Annotated in this window: 19 protein-coding genes; 16 read left to right on the forward strand and 3 right to left on the reverse strand. The window is 28.7% G+C overall.

Features of this window, described 5'->3' with window-relative positions:
* Positions 1–63: 63 nt before the first annotated feature.
* Entirely contained in the window at positions 64–780 is a 717-nt protein-coding gene (locus BPP43_RS01930; protein WP_015273999.1) for a gamma-glutamyl-gamma-aminobutyrate hydrolase family protein, read from the reverse strand.
* A gap of 246 nt (positions 781–1026) precedes the next feature.
* Between BPP43_RS01930 and BPP43_RS01935 the strand changes: the two genes are divergently transcribed.
* From BPP43_RS01935 to BPP43_RS01965, 7 genes are all read left to right on the forward strand, one after another.
* Positions 1027–2385 (forward strand): FAD-dependent oxidoreductase, encoded by a 1359-nt coding sequence (locus BPP43_RS01935; protein WP_013243161.1) that lies wholly within the window; start codon positions 1027–1029, stop codon positions 2383–2385.
* Positions 2386–2803: 418 nt separating this feature from the next.
* Entirely contained in the window at positions 2804–4615 is a 1812-nt protein-coding gene (locus BPP43_RS01940) for an ABC-F family ATP-binding cassette domain-containing protein (protein ID WP_015274000.1), read from the forward strand.
* A gap of 41 nt (positions 4616–4656) precedes the next feature.
* The gene (locus BPP43_RS01945; RefSeq protein ID WP_015274001.1) at positions 4657–6243 is read left to right on the forward strand and encodes an amidohydrolase; all 1587 of its coding nucleotides are present in this window, start codon (positions 4657–4659) and stop codon (positions 6241–6243) included.
* A gap of 45 nt (positions 6244–6288) precedes the next feature.
* Positions 6289–7305 carry a vWA domain-containing protein gene (locus BPP43_RS01950; protein WP_015274002.1) on the forward strand — a complete coding sequence of 339 codons (1017 nt, stop codon included), beginning with the start codon at positions 6289–6291 and terminating at the stop codon, positions 7303–7305.
* Between the two features lie 16 nt (positions 7306–7321).
* A complete protein-coding gene (locus tag BPP43_RS01955) occupies positions 7322–8197 on the forward strand; it encodes a tetratricopeptide repeat protein (protein WP_015274003.1) in 876 nt (291 codons plus the stop codon).
* Positions 8181–9860 (forward strand): BatD family protein, encoded by a 1680-nt coding sequence (locus BPP43_RS01960; RefSeq protein WP_015274004.1) that lies wholly within the window; start codon positions 8181–8183, stop codon positions 9858–9860. Before BPP43_RS01955 ends, BPP43_RS01960 begins: the two co-directional genes overlap by 17 nt.
* Positions 9861–9892: 32 nt before the next feature.
* Entirely contained in the window at positions 9893–10546 is a 654-nt protein-coding gene (locus BPP43_RS01965) for a tetratricopeptide repeat protein (protein ID WP_015274005.1), read from the forward strand.
* A 14-nt stretch (positions 10547–10560) separates the two neighbouring features.
* On the opposite strand, the gene BPP43_RS01970 is transcribed toward BPP43_RS01965, so the two are convergent.
* Together BPP43_RS01970 and BPP43_RS01975 are read right to left on the reverse strand one after the other, a co-directional pair.
* Complete coding sequence (locus tag BPP43_RS01970; protein ID WP_013243154.1) at positions 10561–12237, reverse strand: ABC1 kinase family protein; 1677 nt, start codon at positions 12235–12237, stop codon at positions 10561–10563.
* 40 nt (positions 12238–12277) lie between these two features.
* Positions 12278–12586 (reverse strand): phasin family protein, encoded by a 309-nt coding sequence (locus BPP43_RS01975; protein ID WP_013243153.1) that lies wholly within the window; start codon positions 12584–12586, stop codon positions 12278–12280.
* A 405-nt stretch (positions 12587–12991) separates the two neighbouring features.
* On the opposite strand from BPP43_RS01975, the gene ilvB reads away from it, so the two are divergent.
* From ilvB to pgeF, 9 genes are all read left to right on the forward strand, one after another.
* Entirely contained in the window at positions 12992–14665 is a 1674-nt protein-coding gene (gene ilvB / locus BPP43_RS01980; protein ID WP_014936088.1) for a biosynthetic-type acetolactate synthase large subunit, read from the forward strand.
* 19 nt (positions 14666–14684) lie between these two features.
* Positions 14685–15212 carry an acetolactate synthase small subunit gene (ilvN, locus tag BPP43_RS01985; protein WP_013243151.1) on the forward strand — a complete coding sequence of 176 codons (528 nt, stop codon included), beginning with the start codon at positions 14685–14687 and terminating at the stop codon, positions 15210–15212.
* 54 nt (positions 15213–15266) lie between these two features.
* Positions 15267–16262, forward strand: coding sequence for a ketol-acid reductoisomerase (gene ilvC / locus BPP43_RS01990; protein ID WP_015274006.1), 996 nt, complete (start codon positions 15267–15269; stop codon positions 16260–16262).
* A 297-nt stretch (positions 16263–16559) separates the two neighbouring features.
* The gene (locus tag BPP43_RS01995) at positions 16560–17993 is read left to right on the forward strand and encodes a 2-isopropylmalate synthase (RefSeq protein WP_015274007.1); all 1434 of its coding nucleotides are present in this window, start codon (positions 16560–16562) and stop codon (positions 17991–17993) included.
* Positions 17994–18096: 103 nt separating this feature from the next.
* On the forward strand, positions 18097–19344 hold the full coding sequence (gene leuC, locus BPP43_RS02000; RefSeq protein WP_014936084.1) for a 3-isopropylmalate dehydratase large subunit: 1248 nt from the start codon (positions 18097–18099) through the stop codon (positions 19342–19344).
* A gap of 287 nt (positions 19345–19631) precedes the next feature.
* Complete coding sequence (gene leuD / locus BPP43_RS02005; RefSeq protein WP_014936083.1) at positions 19632–20114, forward strand: 3-isopropylmalate dehydratase small subunit; 483 nt, start codon at positions 19632–19634, stop codon at positions 20112–20114.
* A gap of 18 nt (positions 20115–20132) precedes the next feature.
* The gene (leuB, locus tag BPP43_RS02010; RefSeq protein ID WP_015274008.1) at positions 20133–21221 is read left to right on the forward strand and encodes a 3-isopropylmalate dehydrogenase; all 1089 of its coding nucleotides are present in this window, start codon (positions 20133–20135) and stop codon (positions 21219–21221) included.
* Between the two features lie 138 nt (positions 21222–21359).
* Entirely contained in the window at positions 21360–21596 is a 237-nt protein-coding gene (locus BPP43_RS02015) for a hypothetical protein (RefSeq protein ID WP_013243145.1), read from the forward strand.
* Positions 21589–22302 carry a peptidoglycan editing factor PgeF gene (gene pgeF, locus BPP43_RS02020; protein ID WP_015274009.1) on the forward strand — a complete coding sequence of 238 codons (714 nt, stop codon included), beginning with the start codon at positions 21589–21591 and terminating at the stop codon, positions 22300–22302. The genes BPP43_RS02015 and pgeF overlap by 8 nt, the downstream gene beginning before the upstream one ends.
* Positions 22303–22383: the final 81 nt, after the last annotated feature.

Genomic DNA, 22383 nt, shown 5'->3' on the forward strand with positions numbered 1-22383 from the left:
TAAAAAGTATTATATTTACATATATCGAAAAAAATGATAACTATATAATTAAAATATACTATTTTATTTATTATTTCCACAAATAAAAACAAATTTATTAAATATATTTTGCATTTTTATATTGTTTTCAGACATTAACTCTGGGTGCCATTGAAGGGCTAATATAAAATGATTTTTATCTTTATATTCTATAGCTTCTATAATATCATCATTAGCTTTTGCAGCAATATTAAAATCTTTGGCTGTTTTTCCTATTGCCTGATGATGAAAACTATTAACTTCGCTTTCTTCTCCTAATAAATCATAAAGAATAGAAGTTTTATCTATTTTTATTTTATGTGTTGCAACATCTGTCGGAGCTGTTTGAGAATGCAGTATATTGCTTTTTGTTTGAGATTCTATATCTTGAATTAAATCTCCTCCAAAATAAACATTAATAAGCTGTATTCCTCTGCATATTCCTAATATAGGTTTTTTCATTTTGAATGCATAATCGAGTACCGTGAAATCAAACTCATCTCTTTCTTTTGATATAGTACCAATTTTAGGGTGCGGTTCTTGATTAAAATAGAATGGGTGAATATCAACCCCGCCTGTCATGATAACACCAGAAACATTTTCTAGCGTTTTTTTTATAATGTCTTTATCTTTTATTATTGGCATTATAACAGGTATTCCATTTGCTCTCACAACTGATTGTATATAAGAATCGTTTGCAAATGATTTTTTACTGCCATTATCATTTAATATATTTCCAGATATTGCTATAATATTATTCATACTCAAAACCATTTTTTATATTATATTCAAATTATTATATTTGTCAAACTTAAATATATTGTATAATTTAATATAAATATTTATATTATTGGTATATTAATATGCTTAATTCTTTCATATTATTATACATGTGATATTGAAATTTATCTTTCTATATACAATAACTTGACTAATAATAATTTTTTTATTATAATAAAAGCATTATAATATAATATATTTAAATTAATTATTAAAGGGGTTATTTTTATGAAAGTAATAGTAATTGGTTGTAACCATGCCGGCACATGGGCTGCAAAAACTTTAAAAGCTACAGATCCTAATTGTCAGGTAGTTACTTATGATAGAAACGATAATATATCTTTCTTAGCTTGCGGTATTGCTCTTTGGGTTGGCGGCGTAGTAAAAGATCCTAAAGGTTTATTCTATGCTAGTCCTGAAGGTTTGAAAAGCGAAGGAATAGAAGTTTATATGGGCCATGAGGTAACAAAAATAGATTGGGCTAACAAAAAAATGACTGTTAAAGAATTAAAAACTGGTAAAGAGTTTGAAGATAATTATGATAAACTTATTCTTGCTACTGGTTCTTGGCCTGTAACTCCTCCTATTGAGGGTTTAAAACAAGAAGGTACTACTTATGGTCTTAAAAAAGGTATTTTCTTCTCTAAACTTTATCAACAAGGTCAAGATATTATTAATGAAATAGCTAAACCAGAAGTTAAAAAAGTTATGGTAGTTGGTGCTGGTTATATAGGTGTTGAACTTATAGAAGCTTTCAAAAATCATGGTAAAGAAGTTATATTAATGGAAGCTATGCCTAGAGTTATGGCTAACTATTTTGACAAAGAGATTACTGATGAGGCTGAAAAAAGAATTAAAGATGCTGGTATAGAATTGCATTTAGGTGAAACTGTTAAGAAATTTGAAGGTGATGACAGAGTTAAAAAAGTTGTTACTGACAAAGGTTCTTATGATGTAGATATGGTAGTTATGTCTGTTGGTTTCAGACCTAATAGCGAACTTTATAAAGATTATTTAGAGACTTTACCTAATGGTGCTATTGTAGTTGATACTACTATGAAATCTTCTAAAGATGAGAATGTTTATGCTATAGGAGACTGTTCTAGTGTATATTCTTGTTCTTCTAAATCTCATGAATATATTGCTTTAGCTACAAATGCTGTAAGAATGGGTATTGTTGCTGCTAATAATATTTTAGGTAAAAAAGTTAATTATTGCGGTACACAAGGTTCTAACGCTATTTGTGTATTTGGTTATAATATGGCTTCTACTGGTTGGTCTGAAGAGACTGCTAAGAAGAAAGGTTTAAAAGTTAAATCTAACTTCTTTAGAGATGCTGAAAGACCTGAGTTTATGCCTACTTATGAAGATGTATTAGTAAAAATCGTTTATGAAGAAGGTACTGGAAGATTATTAGGTGCTCAGATTGCTTCTAAACATAATCATGCTGAAGCTATACACGCATTCTCTCTTGCTATAGCTAATGAAATGACTGTTCAAGATTTTGCATTATCTGACTTCTTCTTCCTTCCTCACTACAACAAACCATTATCTTGGATGACTATGGTTGCTTATACTGCTAAATAATTATAATAATTTTTAAATAAAAAGCCTTATAGAATTTTCTATAGGGCTTTTTTTATTTTTGCAATTTTAAAATTTTAAAAAAAATCATACCCGCACGGTAAGCTAAATAAAAATATATTAATTAATTTGAAATGCAAATTAGATTATATTTATAAATATTATTTAACGTGCGGAAAATATATTAAGAATCTAATTAAAACTTGGGCGGGCATGCTTTTTAAAATTCAGCATTTTAAGAAAATTAAAGTAAAGATTTTTAATGATGCAAAAAATATAATAGGGCGGGGAATGTAAATAAATTAGAATATATATGTATTTTAAGAAAAAGATGATTTTTATGTTATTGAATAATTTTTAAAACTGTTATAGAATTGTTTACTAAATTACTAATAAAATATTTTTAAATAAAATTAAGAAAATGGCTAAGAGTATTATAAATATAGTTAATATATCAAAGAGATTTATAGACAGAATTTTGCTTGATAATGTTAATTTGCTTATAGAGGAGAAATCCAAAATAGGCATGATAGGCAGAAATGGAGCAGGCAAGACTACTCTTTTAAAAATTCTTATGGGGATTGAAGATGCAGATGATGGAGAGGTAATATTTTCTGATGATGTGCGAATTGGTTATCTTCGTCAGCAGGGAGATTTTGATGAGAGTGAGAAGGTTATAGATTATCTTGTAAGAGTTAGCGGCAAAGAATCTTGGAAATGTTCTAAGATAGCAAGCAGATTTGGAATTGACCATATAAAAGTTAATTATAATATTGGCAGTTTATCCAGCGGTTATAGAATGAGGGTAAAACTTGCAGAGATGATGCTTGAAGAGCCTAACTTTTTAATACTAGATGAGCCTTCAAACTTTTTGGATTTAAATACATTAATAGATTTAGAGAATTTTTTAATGGATTATAACGGAGGTTTTTTAATAGTTTCTCACGATAGGGAGTTTTTAAAAACCACTTGCGATAAGACTGTTGAAATAGAAAAAGGTAAACTTACTTATTTTCCAGGTAATATAGAAGATTATTTTGAATATAAAGAAGAGAAAGAATATACAATAAAAAAATATAATAAGAATGTAGAAGAGAGAAAGGCACATTTAGAGAGATTTGTTGAAAGGTTTAGATATAAAGCATCAAAAGCAAAAGCAGTGCAATCTCGTATAAAACAAATAGAGAAATTAAAAACTATAGAGATTAATCACCCGGCAAAAAGTGTGAGAATAAGACTGCCTGAAGTTGAATCTAAAAAAGGCTTTGCTATTATATCTGATGATTTATCTGTAGGCTATGGTGAAAAGGTTGTAGCAACAAGCAGGAGAATGGAGATACCTAGAGGAAGCAGGGTTGCCGTGCTTGGAGAAAACGGAGAGGGTAAAACTACTTTTTTAAGAACTATAGCAGGAAGGCTTAATCCTGTATCTGGAAGCTATAATTATTCTTATGGTATAAAGCTTGCTTATTTTGGAGAGGACACTTATAAAAATATCACTGCAAATGATAATGTGCTTTCTTATTTGAAGAAGAATGCAAAACAAGGTCTTTTAACTCAAGAGCTTTTAACTCTTTTGGGAAGTTTTTTATTTTCTGGAGAAGATGTTAATAAAGATGTAAAAGTGTTAAGCGGAGGCGAAATGGCAAGATTATCTTTGCTTTGTGCTATTACACAATGTGCAGATGTACTTATATTAGATGAGCCTACTAACCATTTAGACTTTGAAACTGTTGAGGCTCTTGCTAATTCTTTGCGTGATTATGGCGGCACTATATTTTTTACTTCGCATGATAGAACTTTTGCTAGTCTTCTTGCTGATACCATAATAGAAGTTAAAGATAAAAAACTTTCTCTATATAATGGTGATTATGAGGCTTATGTTTATAAGGTACGTTTGGAGGCATTGGAAGAAGAGGAGAGAGAGTTAGAATATCAAGAGGCTAATAACAGCAAAGAAACAAATATTGCAGAAAAAAATAATAGTAATTACGAAGAGAGAAAAAAAATTAGAAACAGACTTTCTAAAGCTGAATCTATGTTGAAAAAATATGAGAAAGAAATAGAAGATTATAAAAAAGAAGAGACTGATATATTAAAGTTTTTTGAAAAAGATTATAATGATGATAAGAGTAAGAGATTATTAGAAGTAAAAAAATTAATAGAAGAAAAAGAAAATGAATGGCTTTTAATAAATGAAGAGATTGATAGTATAAAGGCCATGCTAGAATAAAATAAAATATAAAAAATAGGTGTATTGGAGGAATAAAAATAATGAGAGTTTTTAAGAATGCTAAAATATATTCTATGGATAAAAATGATAGCATTTATGAGGCAGTTGCTGTTGATAATGGGGTTATAGTTTTTGCAGGAAGTAATGAAGAGGTATTAAAAAAATATAAAGATGCGTCTGACATAATAGATTTAGAAGGCAAAACAGTTATACCTGGTTTTAATGATAGTAATGTTAATTTTGTAGTTTATGCTCGTTTTAACACTATGTTGGATTTAGGAAATTGTAAATCTATAAAAGAGGTTATTGATATTGCTAAGAAGGCTGAAAAGTATGATGATTGGCTTATAGGCAGAGGATGGAATCAGGATTATTTTGAAGAGAAGAGAATGCTTAATAAACATGATTTAGATGAAATATCTAGTGAATATCCTGTTGCTTTTAGAAGATGCTGCGGAGAGATGATAGTTGCTAATAGTAAAGCTCTTGAAGTTTGCGGCATTACAGAAAGCATGAAATCTGATACTATAGATTTTGATAATGGTCTTATATCTTCAAAATCTATGACTTTAATATTATCAAAAATTAAATCTTTTGAGATGGATAAATTAAAAGAGATAATATTAGACACACAAGAAGAGTTTTTTAAGATGGGTATTACATCTGTACAGGCTGATGATTTAAGAGGTCTTCCTGATTTTGATTATAGAAAGGTAATAGATGCTTATCAAAAGCTTCATAGAGAAAAGAAATTAAAGATAAGAGTATGCGAACAAGCAGAGTTTATTAACAAACAAGATATAGATGATTTTAGGCAATATTATTACTATCAATATATTAATGATAACAGATTTAAAGTTGCACGTATAAAGCTTATCATAGACGGCGGTATAGGTTCAAGGACTGCTTTACTTAGAGAAGATTATAATGATGCTAAAGGCTTTAGAGGTGTAAGTCAGTATAAACAAGAAGAGCTTGATGAATTAGTAAAATATGCAAATAGTTTAGATTATTCTGTTATTATACAGGCTACAGGTGATGGTGCTATAGAGATGGCATTAAACTCTATTGAAAAAATTAAAGATACTAAAGATTTCAAATATAGAAGAAATGGTTTAATACATTGTCAGATAACTGATAAGAAGTTGTTAGAGAGAATAAAAGAGTTAAATGTGGCTATATATTATCAGCCTATATTTTTAAATTATGATATGCATATAGTTGAAGAGCGTGTTGGTGAGGAGAGGGCTAAAACAAGTTATGCTTATAAGACAGCTATGGATATGGGCATTAATATAGGTTTTGGTACTGCTGGTCCTGCTGGCGGAATTAATATAATGGAAGGTATTCACTGTGCTGTTAATAGAGAAGATTTAAATGGCTGGCCAGAGGGCGGTTGGATGCCTGAAGAGAAACTTACTGTTAAAGAGGCAGTTTATTTATATACTATGGGAAGTGCTTATTTGTCTTCTGAAGATAAACTAAAAGGAAGCATAGAAGAAGATAAATTAGCTGACTTTATTGTATTAGATAGAGATATTTTTGAAGTGGATAAAAAAGAAATAAAAGATATTAAAGTGTTAAAAACTATAATTGACGGAGATATTGTATACAGCAGCGATAATTGATTTTCTTATTGATTAAATAATAAATTAGTATATGATTATTGTATTATGTTTATAGAAGATTTTAAGTTTGTATTTCTTTTTGTAATTATACCTGTACTAATATTTTTTTTAGTTACTTCTCGTTTTAAGGTGAATAGGGTATTATCTGTATTTACTAAGAACACTAATTTTAAAAACGATAAAAATTATAAAAGAATATCTAAACTAAGAATATTTTCTGCTTCATTTTTAATACTTGCTTTATCATTATCAATATTTGCATTAATGCAGCCTAAATGGGGTATAATAGAGCAAAAAATAAAAACTAATAATTATATGATAACTATATTATTAGATTTATCTCGTTCTATGGAGGCTGATGATGTATGGCCTTCAAGATTAGAAAGGGCAAAATTGGAGATAGAAGATTTTGTAAAGAATACTGATAATCTTTCTGTAGCTTTAGTAGGGTTTGCGGGAACTAGTTTTGTTGCTTCGCCTTTTACTCAAGATATGGAAACTTTTTCTTATATATTAAATGAATTAAATACTAAATCTGTAACTTTGCAGGGTACTAGAATTGCTGATGCTTTAGTTACTGCAAAAAATACTTTTAATGTTAATATACCTGGAAAAAAATCTATTATACTTATAACAGACGGTGAAGACCATGCGGGGTATTTTGATAATATATTAAAAGAATTAAAAGACAATGATATTAGTGTTTATACTGTTGGAGTTGGTTCTGAACTTGGGGCTACTATAAGAAGTGATATTGGATATTCTGAAAATACTGTTATATCAAAAAGAGATGATAAAACATTAAAATTAATAGCAGATTCTACAGGCGGTAAATCTTATATTTCTGATAATATATCTTTAAAATCAATATTTGATGATATAAAAAATAATATGGATAGTGTTTCTACAATGAAGAATAATAGAAGCTATAAAGATAGATTTCAAATATTTTTGTTTGCTTCAACTATTTTAATTATAATTGCTAGCATATTAAATATATTGACTCAAAAAAGAGTTCTTTACAAAAATAATAAAAGTAGTATCATTAAAGATACTAAATAAATAGGTGATTTATATTGTGTTGTTTAGAATAAAAGTATTACTAGTATTTTTAATATTATTTTCAAGCTCCTATGCTTTTTCTTTAAATGAGTTTACAGCGAAGATTGATGTTGATAGGGCAAATAGATTATTAAGAAAAGGCGATTATGATAATGCTATAAGCTTGTATGAGAAGGCTTTAAGCAAATTGCCTACATCTCCTGAAATATATTATAATATGGGTACTACTTTATCTTCTATGGGAGATATGGAGTCAGCAGTTCAAGCTTTTGATATGGCTAAAAAGAATTTTACAGAAAAAACTTCTAAAGATATAAAAAGCTCAACTTACTATAATGCAGGTATAAGCAAAATAGAAATGGAAGATTATGCTGGTGCCATAGAAGAATTAATAGAATCTTTGGTTAATAACCCTAATGATAATAATGCAAAAAGTGCTTTAGAGTACGCCAAAAAGAAATTAGAAGAGCAGAAGAAAAATAGCGGAGAGTCTGCTCAAAATAATAATAATGATAATCAAGACAATGCTAACTCTAATCAAAATAGTCAAGATAATCAGAATAATAATAATGAAAATAATAATAACAATCAAAATAATAACCAAGATAATAATCAGAATAATCAAGATAATCAAAACAATAATGAAAACAATCAGAATAATGATAATCAAGAAAATAACAATCAAAACAATAACGATAATCAAGAAAATAATAATCAAGACAATAATCAGAATAATCAAGATAACAATAATGGAAACAACAACCAAAATGATGAAGAGCAAAATGCACAAACTGATATTGATAGACTGTTAGATTCTTTGAGACAATATAGAAAAGATAAAGAAAATGATGACCAATATTATGGCGGAGGAAGAATTGATAAAGACTGGTAAAGTAATAGTTGCTGTATTATTTTTATTAAATGTTTCTGTCTTATTTTCTCAAACTACAATTACGGCTAAACTCTCTGATGAAAAAATAGGTGTCGGTGAGCTTTTTAGTTTATCTGTAACTATTAATAATACAAAAGGAAAGGTTACAATACCAAACATAGACGGCTTATTATTAAGAGGAACTTCGCAAACAAGAAATATGACATTAAGCGGTGGGACTTTTAAATCTATTCAAACCTATAGCTATACTTATGTTGCAAACAGAGTTGGGGTGTATAAAATAGATAATATCACTGTAAAAATAGATAATACAACTTACAAGGCAAATACTGTTACTTTAGAGGTTGTAGATGAGCCTGTGAGAGAAAAGCAAAGTGATGCTCCTGATTCTGATTCTTTTGACAGATTTATGAATTATTCTGAAGATATACATGTTGAAAACACTATAAATAAAACAGAAGTATATTTGTATGAGCCTATATATATTATACAAAAAGCATATACTCATATTCCTGTTAATGTGGTTGGTATATCTAAAATAGCAGACAGAACAGATTTTATTTCTTATACAGATTCTTCTGAGTATAATTCTTTTACAGAGATAATTAATGGTAAAAGAGTGAGCGTTATACCATTAAAAAAAGAAGTGTTATATGCTTTGAAAGAGGGAGAAAAAAGCATTATTACTACTGAGTTTGTTTTTGAAAAGAATAATATGTTTTTTGATAGAGTTCTTTATGGTGAAGAAGAATATAATATAAAGGTTTTGCCTCTTCCTGATAATACAGGGTACAAAAACTTTTCAGGCGGTGTTGGTGAGTTTGATTTTACTGTTAAGGCTAATAAAACTAATTTAAAAATAGGTGAAGAGGTGGTTGTTAGTTTAGAGGTTTTTGGAGAGGGTAATACTTCTATTATAAATATGCCTAGTATTGACACAAATATCAATAAATATTTTTCTGTTTATCAGCCAAAAACATATGAAACTAATTGGTTTGAAGATGATAGAATGATGGCCAAAAAGACAAAACAGTATGTTATGGTTGCTACTAATAGCGGAGAGTTTAGTTTGTCAAATATAGCTTTTTGTTATTTTTCTCCAGAGGCTAAAAGTTATAGTAATGTTTATGCGGAAAATATATCTTTTAATATGATGGGCGGTAATATTGGCTCTTCTTCTTTTATTGATAATAATAATCAGCCTAATGTTATTAATATCAAAGATACTTATATAAAAAATGAAAAGCCTTTTAATTTGTTAAACATTAATATCGTTTATATTTATATACTTATTTTAATAATATTTTCTTTTATTATAGTATTTTCTAAGAAGATTAAAACATTAGCTTTATCTCCTTCAAACAATAATAAAGAATCTGGTATTAGTATTATGATTTCAAATTATAATGAAGGAAATAGAGAAGAGTATTGTAAAAGTGTTATTTCTTATATAGAAAAAGAGATTAAAAAGAAATTAAATACAAACTCCAAAAATATTTATTTGGAATTAAATGGAAAAGTAGAAGAAGAAAAAATAAAAGAGATAAAGTCTATAATAGATTCTTGTGAGAGAGAGCTTTATTCTGGAAATAAACAGAGTGAGAATACAGATTATCATAGTAAGGCTATTGAAATAATTACTAGTATTAACAAAAAGAAGTGACTTTTATTTATGAGTATTAAAAAATTATTATAATGTTTTTAGTTTTTGGATGCAATTTCCTTTTTGCTCAAAATGATTTAGAAAATATTAATAATATATTTAAAAATGCAAATGATTTATATAATCAAGGAAGTTATATAGAGGCTAATAATTTATATCTTAATTTAATAAGCTCTAATGTGGTGTCTAAAGATTTGTATTATAATTTAGCTTCTTCATATTATGAGATTAATAGTAATGGTTATGCTGTGTTATGGTATGAGAGAGCTTTGAATATATCGCCTTTCGATAAAGAGATTAAAAACAATATAAATAAAATAACAGAAAGAAAAGATTATGATTCTTTTTATATAATTGCTTTTTATATAAGCTTGATTTTATTTGTATTTTTTAGTGTATTTTTATTTGTGTTGTTTATTAAAAAGAAAAATATTAATTTCTTGTTGCTGATTAGTTGTGTTATTTTGCTTGTATTTTCTATATATTTATATAAGACTATAAAATCAGATTATATTATAATTATAAGAAATACTAACATATATAGCGGAAGCAGTATAAAGTCTGATATTGTATCTAGTGTATATGAGGGAGAAAAATTTAGAGTGATAAAAGAGTCCTCTAATTGGTATTATGTTAAAGGAATATCAAAAGGCTGGATTAACAAAGAAGATTTAGAGAAAATATAATTTTGTATAGAGAACTATTTTTTCTTTATATATTTTCTTACAAATCTGCTTATAATCATAATAAAACCCATAATTCCAGATAATAAGAAACCCACAAGTCCAACTAATGATATACCATGTATTAGCGGAGGCATTTTTGTAGCTATTATAAGTCCGCTTGAAATAATTAATGAAGCTAATACTATAGAATAACTTAATCTATCTCCCAAGCTATCTAAAGTATTTGCAAGTGTATCAAGTTTTTTATGTTCCAGCTGTATTCTTATATTACCTTTTTTCATTAAGCTTATAACTTCACCTAAATCCGAAGGTACGTTTTTTAAAACATGAAAATAATCATTAATTAAATTTCTAGATTGTTTTAATAGATTATCAGGCTTTAATTGTTCTTTGACATACTTGAAGGCAAAAGGCTTTATATGTTCTATTAATTTAAGGTCTTTATCTAAGTCTCTTCCCACACCTTCTAATACTATTAAAGATTTTATAAGAAGCATTATATTTCCAGAGAGCATTAATCTAAACTCTCTTATTATAGATATAAGTTCATTAAATATATCTTCTATGTTTATGTTTTCTAATGGCATATCTATATATTTGTTTACAAGCATAAATATAGCCATATTAAAATCTTCCATGTTTTGCACTTCACTATGATTGCATAAATCAAGTACAGCTTTAGCAAGATTAATATAATCAGCATTATTAATACTCATTATAAGAGAAGAGAAAGCCTCTTTTGAAGTAGGAGGTATAAACCCAATCATACCAAAATCTAAAAAACATAATACATTATTATCTAAAGCCATTAAATTACCAGGGTGCGGGTCGGCATGAAAGAAACCTAATTTAAATATTTGCTCTAATACACAATCAACACCAATAGAAACGAGTTTTTTTCTATCATATTTAGTATCATCAGGACTAATATCAGAGATTTTAATTCCTTCTATATATTCCATAGTTAATATATTTTTTGTGCTGTACTCTTCGTATATTTTAGCTATTTTTATATTTTTATTATTTTTGAAAAACTTTTGGAATTTTATAGTGTTATTTTTTTCAAAATTAAAATCCAATTCTTGTAAAAGCTGATTTTTAAAAGCTTTTATTAATTTCTCAGGTCTTATTAAAGCAAACTCTTCATTATATTTTTCTAGTATAGAAGAAAGCCAAGTTATTATTTCAATATCATTAAGTATATTTTCTTCTATGTTTGGTCTTTTTACTTTTATAGCAACTTTTTCGCCTGTTTTTAATACAGCAGTATGCACTTGAGAAATTGAGGCACTTGCTTTAGGGGTAGTATCAAAAGATTCAAAAGCTTCGCTTATAGGTTTTTGTAATTCTTGTTCTACTATTGCTACAGCTTCTTTTTCATCGAAAGGCTTAACATTGTTTTGAAGTTTTTTTAATTCATCAATAATGTCTTTTGGAAGTATATCGCTTCTGTTTGAAAGTATTTGACCTAATTTTACAAATGTAGTACCTAGTTCTTCGCAGGCCATTCTTATTCTCTGACCTCTGCTATAACCTCTTAAATCTATGCCTTTATATTTTACATTGAATTTCTGTATTGGATTTTTTACCAATTTTAATATAGGCGTAACAGCAATTATATCTTTAAAACCATATGCTATTATAACTGATATAATTTCTTTTGTTCTATTTAAAGACTTTTTCCCCTTCACAATATGCCCCAATTATTTAATTATTAGTATTGTTTATAATTTACTGCTGATTGTTTATTTTGCTTTTTAATTCTTCTAATTCTTTTTTTATAGCATCATATTCTTCTTTTTTTACGTAACCAGCTTTATCCATAGTAGTTTTTATTCTCTCATCTAAATACTGAGTTATTTCTTCTTTAGTTTCATTAGCCTTAGTAACCATTTCTTTTACAAATTTCTCGCCTTCTTCTGTGCTCATGTTCTTATCTTTTATAAACTCTTTTGCAGCCTCTTCTACTTTTTCTTTTCCTTTAAGCATAAATCCTATACCAGTATAAATGCCAGATTTTATTTCATCAGAAATACCCATAATTATTCCCCCTTGAAAATTATTAGTTTGTTTTAATATTATCTTTTTTTTAATAAAAAGTCAACACTCTTAAATTACATATTGGTACTTTTTTGAATTATATTTTATTAGATAACATAATTTTTTTATTAAAATATTTGATTTTGCTATTGCAATATTATTAGAAGTATTATATAATAGATACTAAAATAAGATAAGGAGAAGATGTATGAAGTCATTTTTCAAACATTTCAATCAAACTAACATATCTATTATTCTCCTATCTCTCATTATTATCCTGTAAAGTTTCTTTTTATAAAAAAATACACACATACAAAAAATAAAAAAATAATAAATTGTATTCTGTTATATTTGTATATATTTATAATACTATATATAGAATCTAGTAGATTTTAGGAGATTTTTATGCAATTGAATGGTTCAGATGTTTTAATTGAAGTTTTAATAGAAGAGGGGGTAGACACTGTATTTGGTTATCCTGGCGGAGCTGCTTTAAATATATATGATGCTATTTATAAATATAGAGATAAAATAAAGCATATAATGCCTGTTGATGAGGCAGGAGCTTGTCATGCTGCTGACGGATATGCAAGAGCAAGCGGAAAAACAGGAGTAGTAATTGCAACAAGCGGTCCTGGAGCTACTAACTTGGTAACACCATTAGCTACAGCATATATGGATAGTGTGCCTTTGGTGGCAATTACAGCTAATGTACCTACAAGTTTAATAGGTAAAGATTCTTTTCAAGAGGTTTATATTGCTGGAATAACAATGACTATCACTAAACATAATTTTGTTGTTAGAGATATTAAAGATTTGGCTGATACTATTAGAAAAGCTTTCTATATAGCAAATACTGGAAGAAAGGGACCTGTTTTAATAGATATACCAAAAAATATAACTGTAGCAGAAACAGAATTCGTAAGCAAACAAAAAATTACTCCAAAACAGCTTCAAATAAGCTCTGAAGATGAAAACACTATAAAAGAAGTAGCAAAATTGATAAATGAATCTAAAAAGCCTATTATATATTTTGGCGGAGGAGCTAAAGATTCAAGCGATAAATTAAGAGAGTTTATGATTAATACTAATATTCCTTCTGTACATACTTTAATGGGGGCTGGTGTATTAGGATATAATGATAAATTAAATATAGGGCTTTTGGGAATGCATGGCTCTGCTACTGCTAATAAGGTTATGAATGAAGCTGATTTGATACTTGCTATTGGTACTAGATTTAGCGATAGGGTTGCTTTGAATACTTCTAAATTTGGAGGAAGTGCTAAAAAGGTGCATATAGACATTGACAGAAGTGAGATTAATAAAAATGTTAATGTTGATTATAGTATAATAGGTGATTTGAATGATGTATTAGATAGATTTAATAAACTTGTAAAAAGAGTGAAAGATGATGAATGGGTAAAATATTTATCTGATTTAATATCAAAAGAAAAAGAAGAGAATTTCAAAAGAAATACAAATAAAGACGGCATTTATCCTAGCAGAGTTATGAATATAATAGGGGATAAAACTAAAGATGAAGCTATTTATGTTACCGATGTAGGTCAGCATCAGATGTGGGCTGTTCAATATATACGCCATACTAAGCCAAGGAGTTTTATAACTAGCGGAGGTTTGGGAACTATGGGCTTTGGATATGGGGCTGCTTTAGGTGTTCAGGTTGCTAAGCCAGATAGGAGAGTAATACATATAACAGGTGACGGCTCTTTTTATATGAACTTAAATGAGGTAGCTACTGCTGTTGAATATAATTTACCTATTATAACAATAATACTTAATAATAGTACATTAGGTATGGTAAGACAGTGGCAGACAATATTTTATGAATCTAGATATTCAAGCACTGATATCAATAAAAAAATGGATTATGTTAAAGTTGCTGAAGGGTTTGGAGCTAAAGGGTTTAGATGCGAAACTATAGGCGAATTTGAAAGTGCTTTTGAAGAGGCATTAAAATGTAAATGTCCTGTTTGGATAGAATGTGTTATAGATAAAGATTTGAGAGTTTTACCTATGATTCCAGCTGGCGGAACTATAGATGATATAATAGTAGATTAAAAAATAGTAGGAGCAAAAAATGAATAACAAACAAAGAAGGGTTTTAGTTTTATTTGTAGATAATAGTTCTGGTGTATTAAATAGAATAACTTTATTATTTAGTCAAAAGGGATTTAATATAGAAACTATTACTTGTTCAGTAACTTGTGTGCCTAGCATATCAAGAATGACTATAGTTACAGATGGAGATGATTTGCATATTACACAGATTATGAAACAAGCTTCTAAACTTATAGAGGTTCATTCTGTTCATTTAATAGACCATTGTAACAGCATAATAAGAGATTTGTTGTTGGTAAAAATAGAAATAGATGATTCAAATAAACGCAGAGTTTGTGATATAACAAATGCTCATAATGGACTTATACTTGATATAGGAAGTAAAAGCATGATAGTTGAAATTACAGCTTCTGCTTCTATAATAGACGGCTACTTAGAAGCGTTAAAAGATTTCAATATATTAGAGCTTTCAAGGACAGGGGTAACATCTATACAACTGGGTGATGATGTTCCTGATATGAATATAATAAATAATTTTGAGTTTTGATAATTTATAATAAATATTTTAATAAACTAAAAACAAATATTAAGGAGAAATAAAATGATAAAAAAATATTATGATGCTGATTGTAATCTAGGATTATTAGACGGAAAAACTATAGCTATAATGGGATACGGCAGTCAAGGACATGCTCATGCTCAAAACCTAAAAGACAGCGGAATGAATGTTATAGTAGGACTTAGAAAAGACAGTGCTAATTGCAAAAAAGCTGAAGAAGCAGGATTTAAAGTAATGGAAGTATCAGAAGCTGCTAAGGCTGCTGATATAGTAATGATGCTTGTACCAGATGAGGTTGCTGCTGATATTTATAATAGTCAGGTAGCTCCATATATGAAAGAGGGCAATGTATTAATGTTTGCTCATGGATTTAATATTCATTTTCAATTTGTAGTACCTGCTAAAGATATAGATGTTATAATGGTAGCTCCAAAAGGACCTGGACACACTGTAAGAAGTCAGTATTTAGAAGGAAGAGGTGTTCCTAGTTTGATAGCTGTTTATCAAGATAAAAGCGGAAGAGCTAAAGATTATGCATTAGCTTATGCTTCTGGAATAGGTGCAGGACGTGCTGGTATACTTGAGACTACTTTCAGAGAAGAAACTGAAACTGATTTATTCGGTGAGCAGGCAGTATTGTGCGGCGGTGTTACAGAGTTAATGAAAGCTGGTTTTGACACTTTAGTAGAAGCAGGTTATGAACCAGAAATGGCTTATTTTGAATGTATACATGAAATGAAGTTAATCGTTGATTTAATATATTCCGGCGGTTTTGCTATGATGAGATATTCTATTTCAAACACTGCTGAATATGGCGATTACAGAACTGGCAGAAGAATGATAACAGATGAAACTAGAAAAGAGATGAAAAAAGTATTGAGAGAGATACAAGACGGAACTTTTGCTAGTGAGTTTATACAAGAGTTTAGTGCAGGACGCAAGGCTAAATTTAATGCTACTAAGAGATTAGAGAGTGAGCATAAATTAGAGAAAGTCGGTGCAGAGTTAAGAAAGATGATGAGTTGGATTAAAAAGTAATTTTTATCCAAGCTTATAATTAAATACTTTTTTAATCTAAGTTTTAGATTTTTATTTATTTAATAAATATTACAAAAATGTAAAACTTTAGTATTTGCGTTTTTTGCAACTTTTTTGTGCGTCCAAAAAAGTTGATAATAACAAATAGACAAAATGTAATTAGTTTAGTATAACTAAAAATTAAAAACAAAGTATTTGATTATACAATGGTTTATTTATAAAAGGTTTTAACAATGAGAAAGATTAAAATTTTTTGATACTACTTTAAGAGATGGAGAGCAGTCTCCTGGTTGTACTATGAATTTGGCTGAAAAATTAGAGATGGCAGCTGAATTAGATAAATTAGGTGTTGATATCATAGAAGCAGGTTTTGCTATATGTTCTGATGATGATTTCAATGCTATAAGAGAAGTAAGTAAGGTTGTAGAAAATGCAAAATTGGTAAGCTTAGCAAGATGCAACAAAAAAGATATAGACAGAGCTTATGAGGCACTTGCTGAAGCAAAACACCCTATGCTTCATACGTTTATAGCTACAAGTGATATACACTTAAAGCATAAATTAGAGATGACCAGAGAGCAAGTATTAGAAACTATAAAAGAATCTGTTTCTTATGCTAAAACCAAATTTGAGTTTATAGAGTTTTCTGCTGAAGATGCATCTAGAAGCGACAGAGAGTTTTTAGCAAAAGCTTATACTATAGCTATAGAAAATGGTGCTACTACAATAAATGTTCCTGATACTGTGGGATATACTACACCTATTGAAATGGCTGACTTAATAAAATATTTAAAAGAGAATGTTAAGGGTATAGAGAATGTTGATATATCTGTGCATTGTCATGATGATTTAGGACTTGGCACTGCTAACTCTTTATCTGCAGTGTTGGCTGGTGCTACTCAGGTAGAATGTACTATTAATGGTATAGGTGAGCGTGCCGGTAATGCTAGTTTGGAAGAGATTGTAATGGGGATAAAAACAAGAAAAGATTTTTATAATGCTTATACTGATATTAACACTAAACGCATTTATAAAGTTTCAAAATTATTATCTACAATTTCTGGTATGGTGGTTGCTCCAAATAAGGCTATAGTTGGTTCTAATGCTTTTGCTCATGAGGCTGGTATTCACCAACATGGAGTATTAAAAGAGCGTTCTACTTATGAGATTATGAATGTTGAAGATATAGGAATACCTCAAAATAAAATGGTGTTAGGAAAACATTCTGGTAAACATGCTTTTAAAGACAGAATTGAATCTTTGGGTTATGACATTGATGATAAAGTTTTGGAAGATAAGTTTACAGAGTTTAAAGCTTTGGCAGATAAGAAGAAGATAGTTACTGATTCTGATATTGAAGCATTGTTAATAGGAAATACAAATATAGAAAATCCTACATATACATTAAAAAGCTTTATGGTTAATGACAGCGATTCAATATCTTCTTTTGCTTCTGTTTCTATAGTTGATAATAAAGATAATGTTGTTGAGGCTATAGGAAAAGGAAACGGACCTATTGATGCGGCATTTGGAGCTATTGACTCTGTAACATCAAATAGAGCTAAATTGGTTACATATAGTATTAATGCTATTACAGAAGGTGAAGATGCTTTAGGAGAGGTTATTGTGAGACTTGCTTCTGATGATAAAACAGTTATTGGAAGAGCTGTAAATACAGATATTATAAAGGCAAGTTTGATGGCTTATATTAATGGTTTGAACAAATTGTAATTTTATAGGGCTTATGCAATTTTTAATAGATTGTAGAAGCCCTTTTTTATGATATATTATGATTTTATATATTTATGCTAATTAATTATTGAAGGATATAAAAATGACTATCACACAAAAGATTTTAGCTGCACATGCTGGAGTTGATAAAGTTGAAGCAGGTGAGCTTATAATGGTTAGAACCGATTTAGTTTTAGGCAATGACATAACAAGTCCTGTTGCTATAAATGAATTTGAAAAGCATGGTTTTAATAAAGTTTTTGATAAAGAGAAAATAGCTTTGGTTATGGACCATTTTGCTCCAAACAAAGATATTAAAGCTGCAGAGCAATGCAAACAATGTAGAGATTTTGCTAATAAGCATGACATTACTCATTATTATGATGTGGGTGATATGGGTGTTGAGCATGCACTTTTACCAGAAAAGGGCTTGGTTGCTCCTGGTGAAGTTATAATTGGGGCGGATTCTCATACTTGTACTTATGGGGCTTTTGGTGCTTTTTCTACTGGTGTTGGAAGTACAGATATGGCTGCTGCTATGGCTACTGGAAAGGTTTGGTTTAAGGTGCCTGCTGCTATTAAATTTAATCTTAAAGGAAAGTTAAAGCCAAATGTATCTGGTAAAGATGTTATACTTCATATTATAGGTATGATAGGTGTTGACGGAGCATTATATAAGTCAATGGAGTTTAGAGGAGAGGGTGTTTCATCTCTTACTATGGACGATAGGGCTTGTATTTCTAATATGGCTATTGAGGCAGGTGCTAAAAACGGAATATTTGAAGTTGATGACAAAACTATAGAATTCTTAAAAGACATAGTAAAAAGAGATTATACTATTTTTAAAGCTGATGATGATGCAGTTTATGAAAAAGAGTATGATATTGATTTATCTGCAATTGAGCCTACAGTTGCTTGCCCGCATTTACCTGAAAACACAAAAGAAGCTAAAGAATTAAAAGACATAAAAGTTGATCAGGTTGTTATAGGTTCTTGTACAAATGGAAGATTGTCTGATATGGCTATAGCTGCCAACATTTTAAAAGGCAAAAAAGTAGCTAAGAATGTAAGATGCATAATTATTCCTGCTACGCAGAAAGTTTATAAAGAGTGCATAAAATTAGGCTATATGGATATATTTATTGACGCTGGTTGTGCAGTATCAACTCCTACATGCGGACCTTGTTTAGGCGGATATATGGGAATACTTGCACATGATGAGGTTGCTGTTACTACAACTAATAGAAACTTTGTTGGAAGAATGGGAGATAAAACTTCAAAAGTATATTTGGCTAGTCCTGCTACAGCAGCATATAGTGCTTTGACAGGATACATAACAGAGCCTAAGTGATAAAAATGTAATAATTGTTATAATATTATAATAAAATATAATTTGTTAAAATAAATTTATATTTTAGCTTAAATTTAATAATTTATCTTATTAAAGATAAAATTAGTATTATTTGACATTAATTTTTATACTTGCACTTTTTGGTTCTTTTTGCGGCGGGAAAAAGAACAACAAAAAATTGATAAATTAAAAAATTGTTCATTACTAATTTTACGGCTGAAAGTTTTTAGGAATGTAGTTTTTTATAGCCGTATTTATTATTAATAATAATTAAATTAGGAGATAATATGAAAGCTAAAGGTTTCGTTCATAAATATGGAGATAATGTTGATACTGATGTTATTATTCCTGCAAGATATTTAAATACTGCTAATCATAAAGAGTTGGCTTCTCATTGTATGGAAGATATTGATAAAGATTTTGTAGGCAAGGTTAAAGCAGGCGATATAATGGTGGGAGGAGAGAATTTCGGCTGCGGTTCTTCAAGAGAGCATGCTCCTATTGCTATTAAAGAATCTGGCATATCCTGCGTTATAGCTTCATCTTTCGCTAGAATATTTTATAGAAACTCTATTAACATAGGGCTTGCTATATTAGAATGCGATGAGGCTAGTAAAAAAATAAATGCTGGTGATGAGGTTGAAGTTGATTTTGACAGCGGTATTATTACAAACATTACTAAAAATGAAAGCTACAAAGCAGAGCCTTTTCCAGAGTTTATAAAAAATATTATTAACTCTAATGGGCTTTTGAACTCTTTAAAAAATTAATTTAAGGGATAATTATTTATGGAAAAAAATATTGTTGTTATTGAAGGGGACGGTGTTGGTCCTGAAATTATTTCTAAGGCTATTGATGTATTAAAAAAAATAGAGCAAAAATATTCTCATAAATTCAATTTAGAATATGTTGATATGGGCGGGGCTTCTATAGATAAATATGGAGTACCTCTTACTGATGAAAATTTAGAAAAATGCAAATCTTCTGATTCTGTGCTTTTGGGTGCTGTTGGTGGTCCTAAATGGGATAATGTTCTTCCTGAGAATAGACCAGAGAAGGGGCTTCTTAAATTAAGAAAAGGTATGGGGCTTTATGCTAATATTAGACCTATAAAAATGCTTAAACCATTAGAATATGCTTCTCCTCTAAAAGACATTGTTACTAAAAATGATATTGATTTTGTTATAGTGAGAGAGCTTACTGGTGGCGTATACTTTGGAGAGCATAAATTTGAAAACACTAATAACACAAAAAAAGCAATAGACATTATGCCTTATGATGAAAATGAAATAAAAAGAATAGGTAAGGTTGCTTTTGATATGGCTAGAAAACTTAAAAAGCCTTTAACTTCTGTTGATAAAGCTAATGTGCTTCATACTTCTAAATTATGGCGTGAGGTTATGAATAATTTATCAAAAGAATATAGCGACATTAAATATAATGATATGTATGTTGACAATGCTGCTATGCAGATTATTGCTAATCCTTCTCAATTTGGTATTATAGTTACAGAAAACATGTTTGGAGATATTCTCTCTGATGAGGCTAGCGTTATAACTGGTTCTATAGGTATGGCTCCTTCTGCAAGTCTTGCTGATAATACTGTTGGTATGTATGAGCCTATTCATGGTTCTGCTCCTGATATTGCAGGTAAGGATTTGGTTAATCCTATAGGTACTATACTTTCTCTTGCTATGATGCTTAGACATTCTTTTAATTTGGATAAAGAGGCAGAAAATATAGAAAAAGCTGTTTATAAAACTATAGAAGAAGGTTATAGAACTATAGATATTATGCCTAAGGATAAAAATATATCTAATTTATACAAATTAGTAAAATGTTCTGAAATATCAGATATTATTGTATCTAATATATAAAAAATTAATTGTTAAATAATTATTTGTATTATAGTTCATATTTACTTGATTATGATAATATAATTATGTAATTTAACTTGACAATTCAATTTTAATGTACATAATTATATTATATAGAAAAAATTAGGATTTGTATAAGTGGAATATAATGATAAAGAAACTATTTTAGAATTGCAGGAAGATAATAAACTTCTCGCTTCTAAAATAGACATCTATAAAGAAGAGATAAATGAATTAAAGCAAAAATTGGAATATGCACAGAAATTTTTTGTTTTGTATGAAAATATTATGGAACAATCAAGAAGCGAAACTAAAGACCTTACTAATAAAGTAAAAGAATTAGAGGCGGAGATTAAAAGGTTAAAGAATGCATAATATTTATTATCCTAATAATAAAAATGATAATATATATATAGCTGTGCTTTCTAAAGAATCAAATGTGAATCCTAAAGACATTACTTTAGAATATAGAGACAATCAAGAGAAGACTTTTTTTAATACTATTGGTTTTGATATTAATAAAGCCATTTTTATGAATCAAGTCCATAAAGATAATATAGTAAAAATAGATGAAACTAATATTAATTCATTTGGAAGCAGAGCAAAATTAGTTAAAGAAACCGATGCTATAATAACAAACTTAAAAAATATTCCTTTAGTAGTGCAAACAGCTGATTGTGTTCCTATAATACTTTATTGCAGTGAAAGTAATTCTATGGCGGCAATTCATTCTGGTTGGAGAGGCACTGTTCAAAATATTACAGAAAAAACTATTAATATTATGATAAAAGAATATAATGCTAATCCATCTAAAATGTATGCCTATATTGGTCCATACATAGCTTTAAAAGATTATGAAGTTGGAGAAGAAGTAGCAATTCATTTCAAAAATAAAACTATAATTAATAATAAATGGCATATTGATAATGGTTTAGAAGTGAAGAGTCAAATGATAAAATGCGGTATTTTAGAGAATAATATTGAGCTTTCTAATCTTAATAGTTATGATGATAATTTTTATTCTTATAGGAGAGATGCTCTTCAGATTGGAAGAATGCTTACTATTGGGGTATTATTATAATTTTAAATTCATTTTCAATTTTTTAACCGCACGCTAAATAGATTTTATAATTTGTAATAATATTATTTTTTAAATTTTTCT

This window comes from Brachyspira pilosicoli P43/6/78 (assembly GCF_000325665.1).
Lineage (GTDB): Bacteria > Spirochaetota > Brachyspiria > Brachyspirales > Brachyspiraceae > Brachyspira > Brachyspira pilosicoli.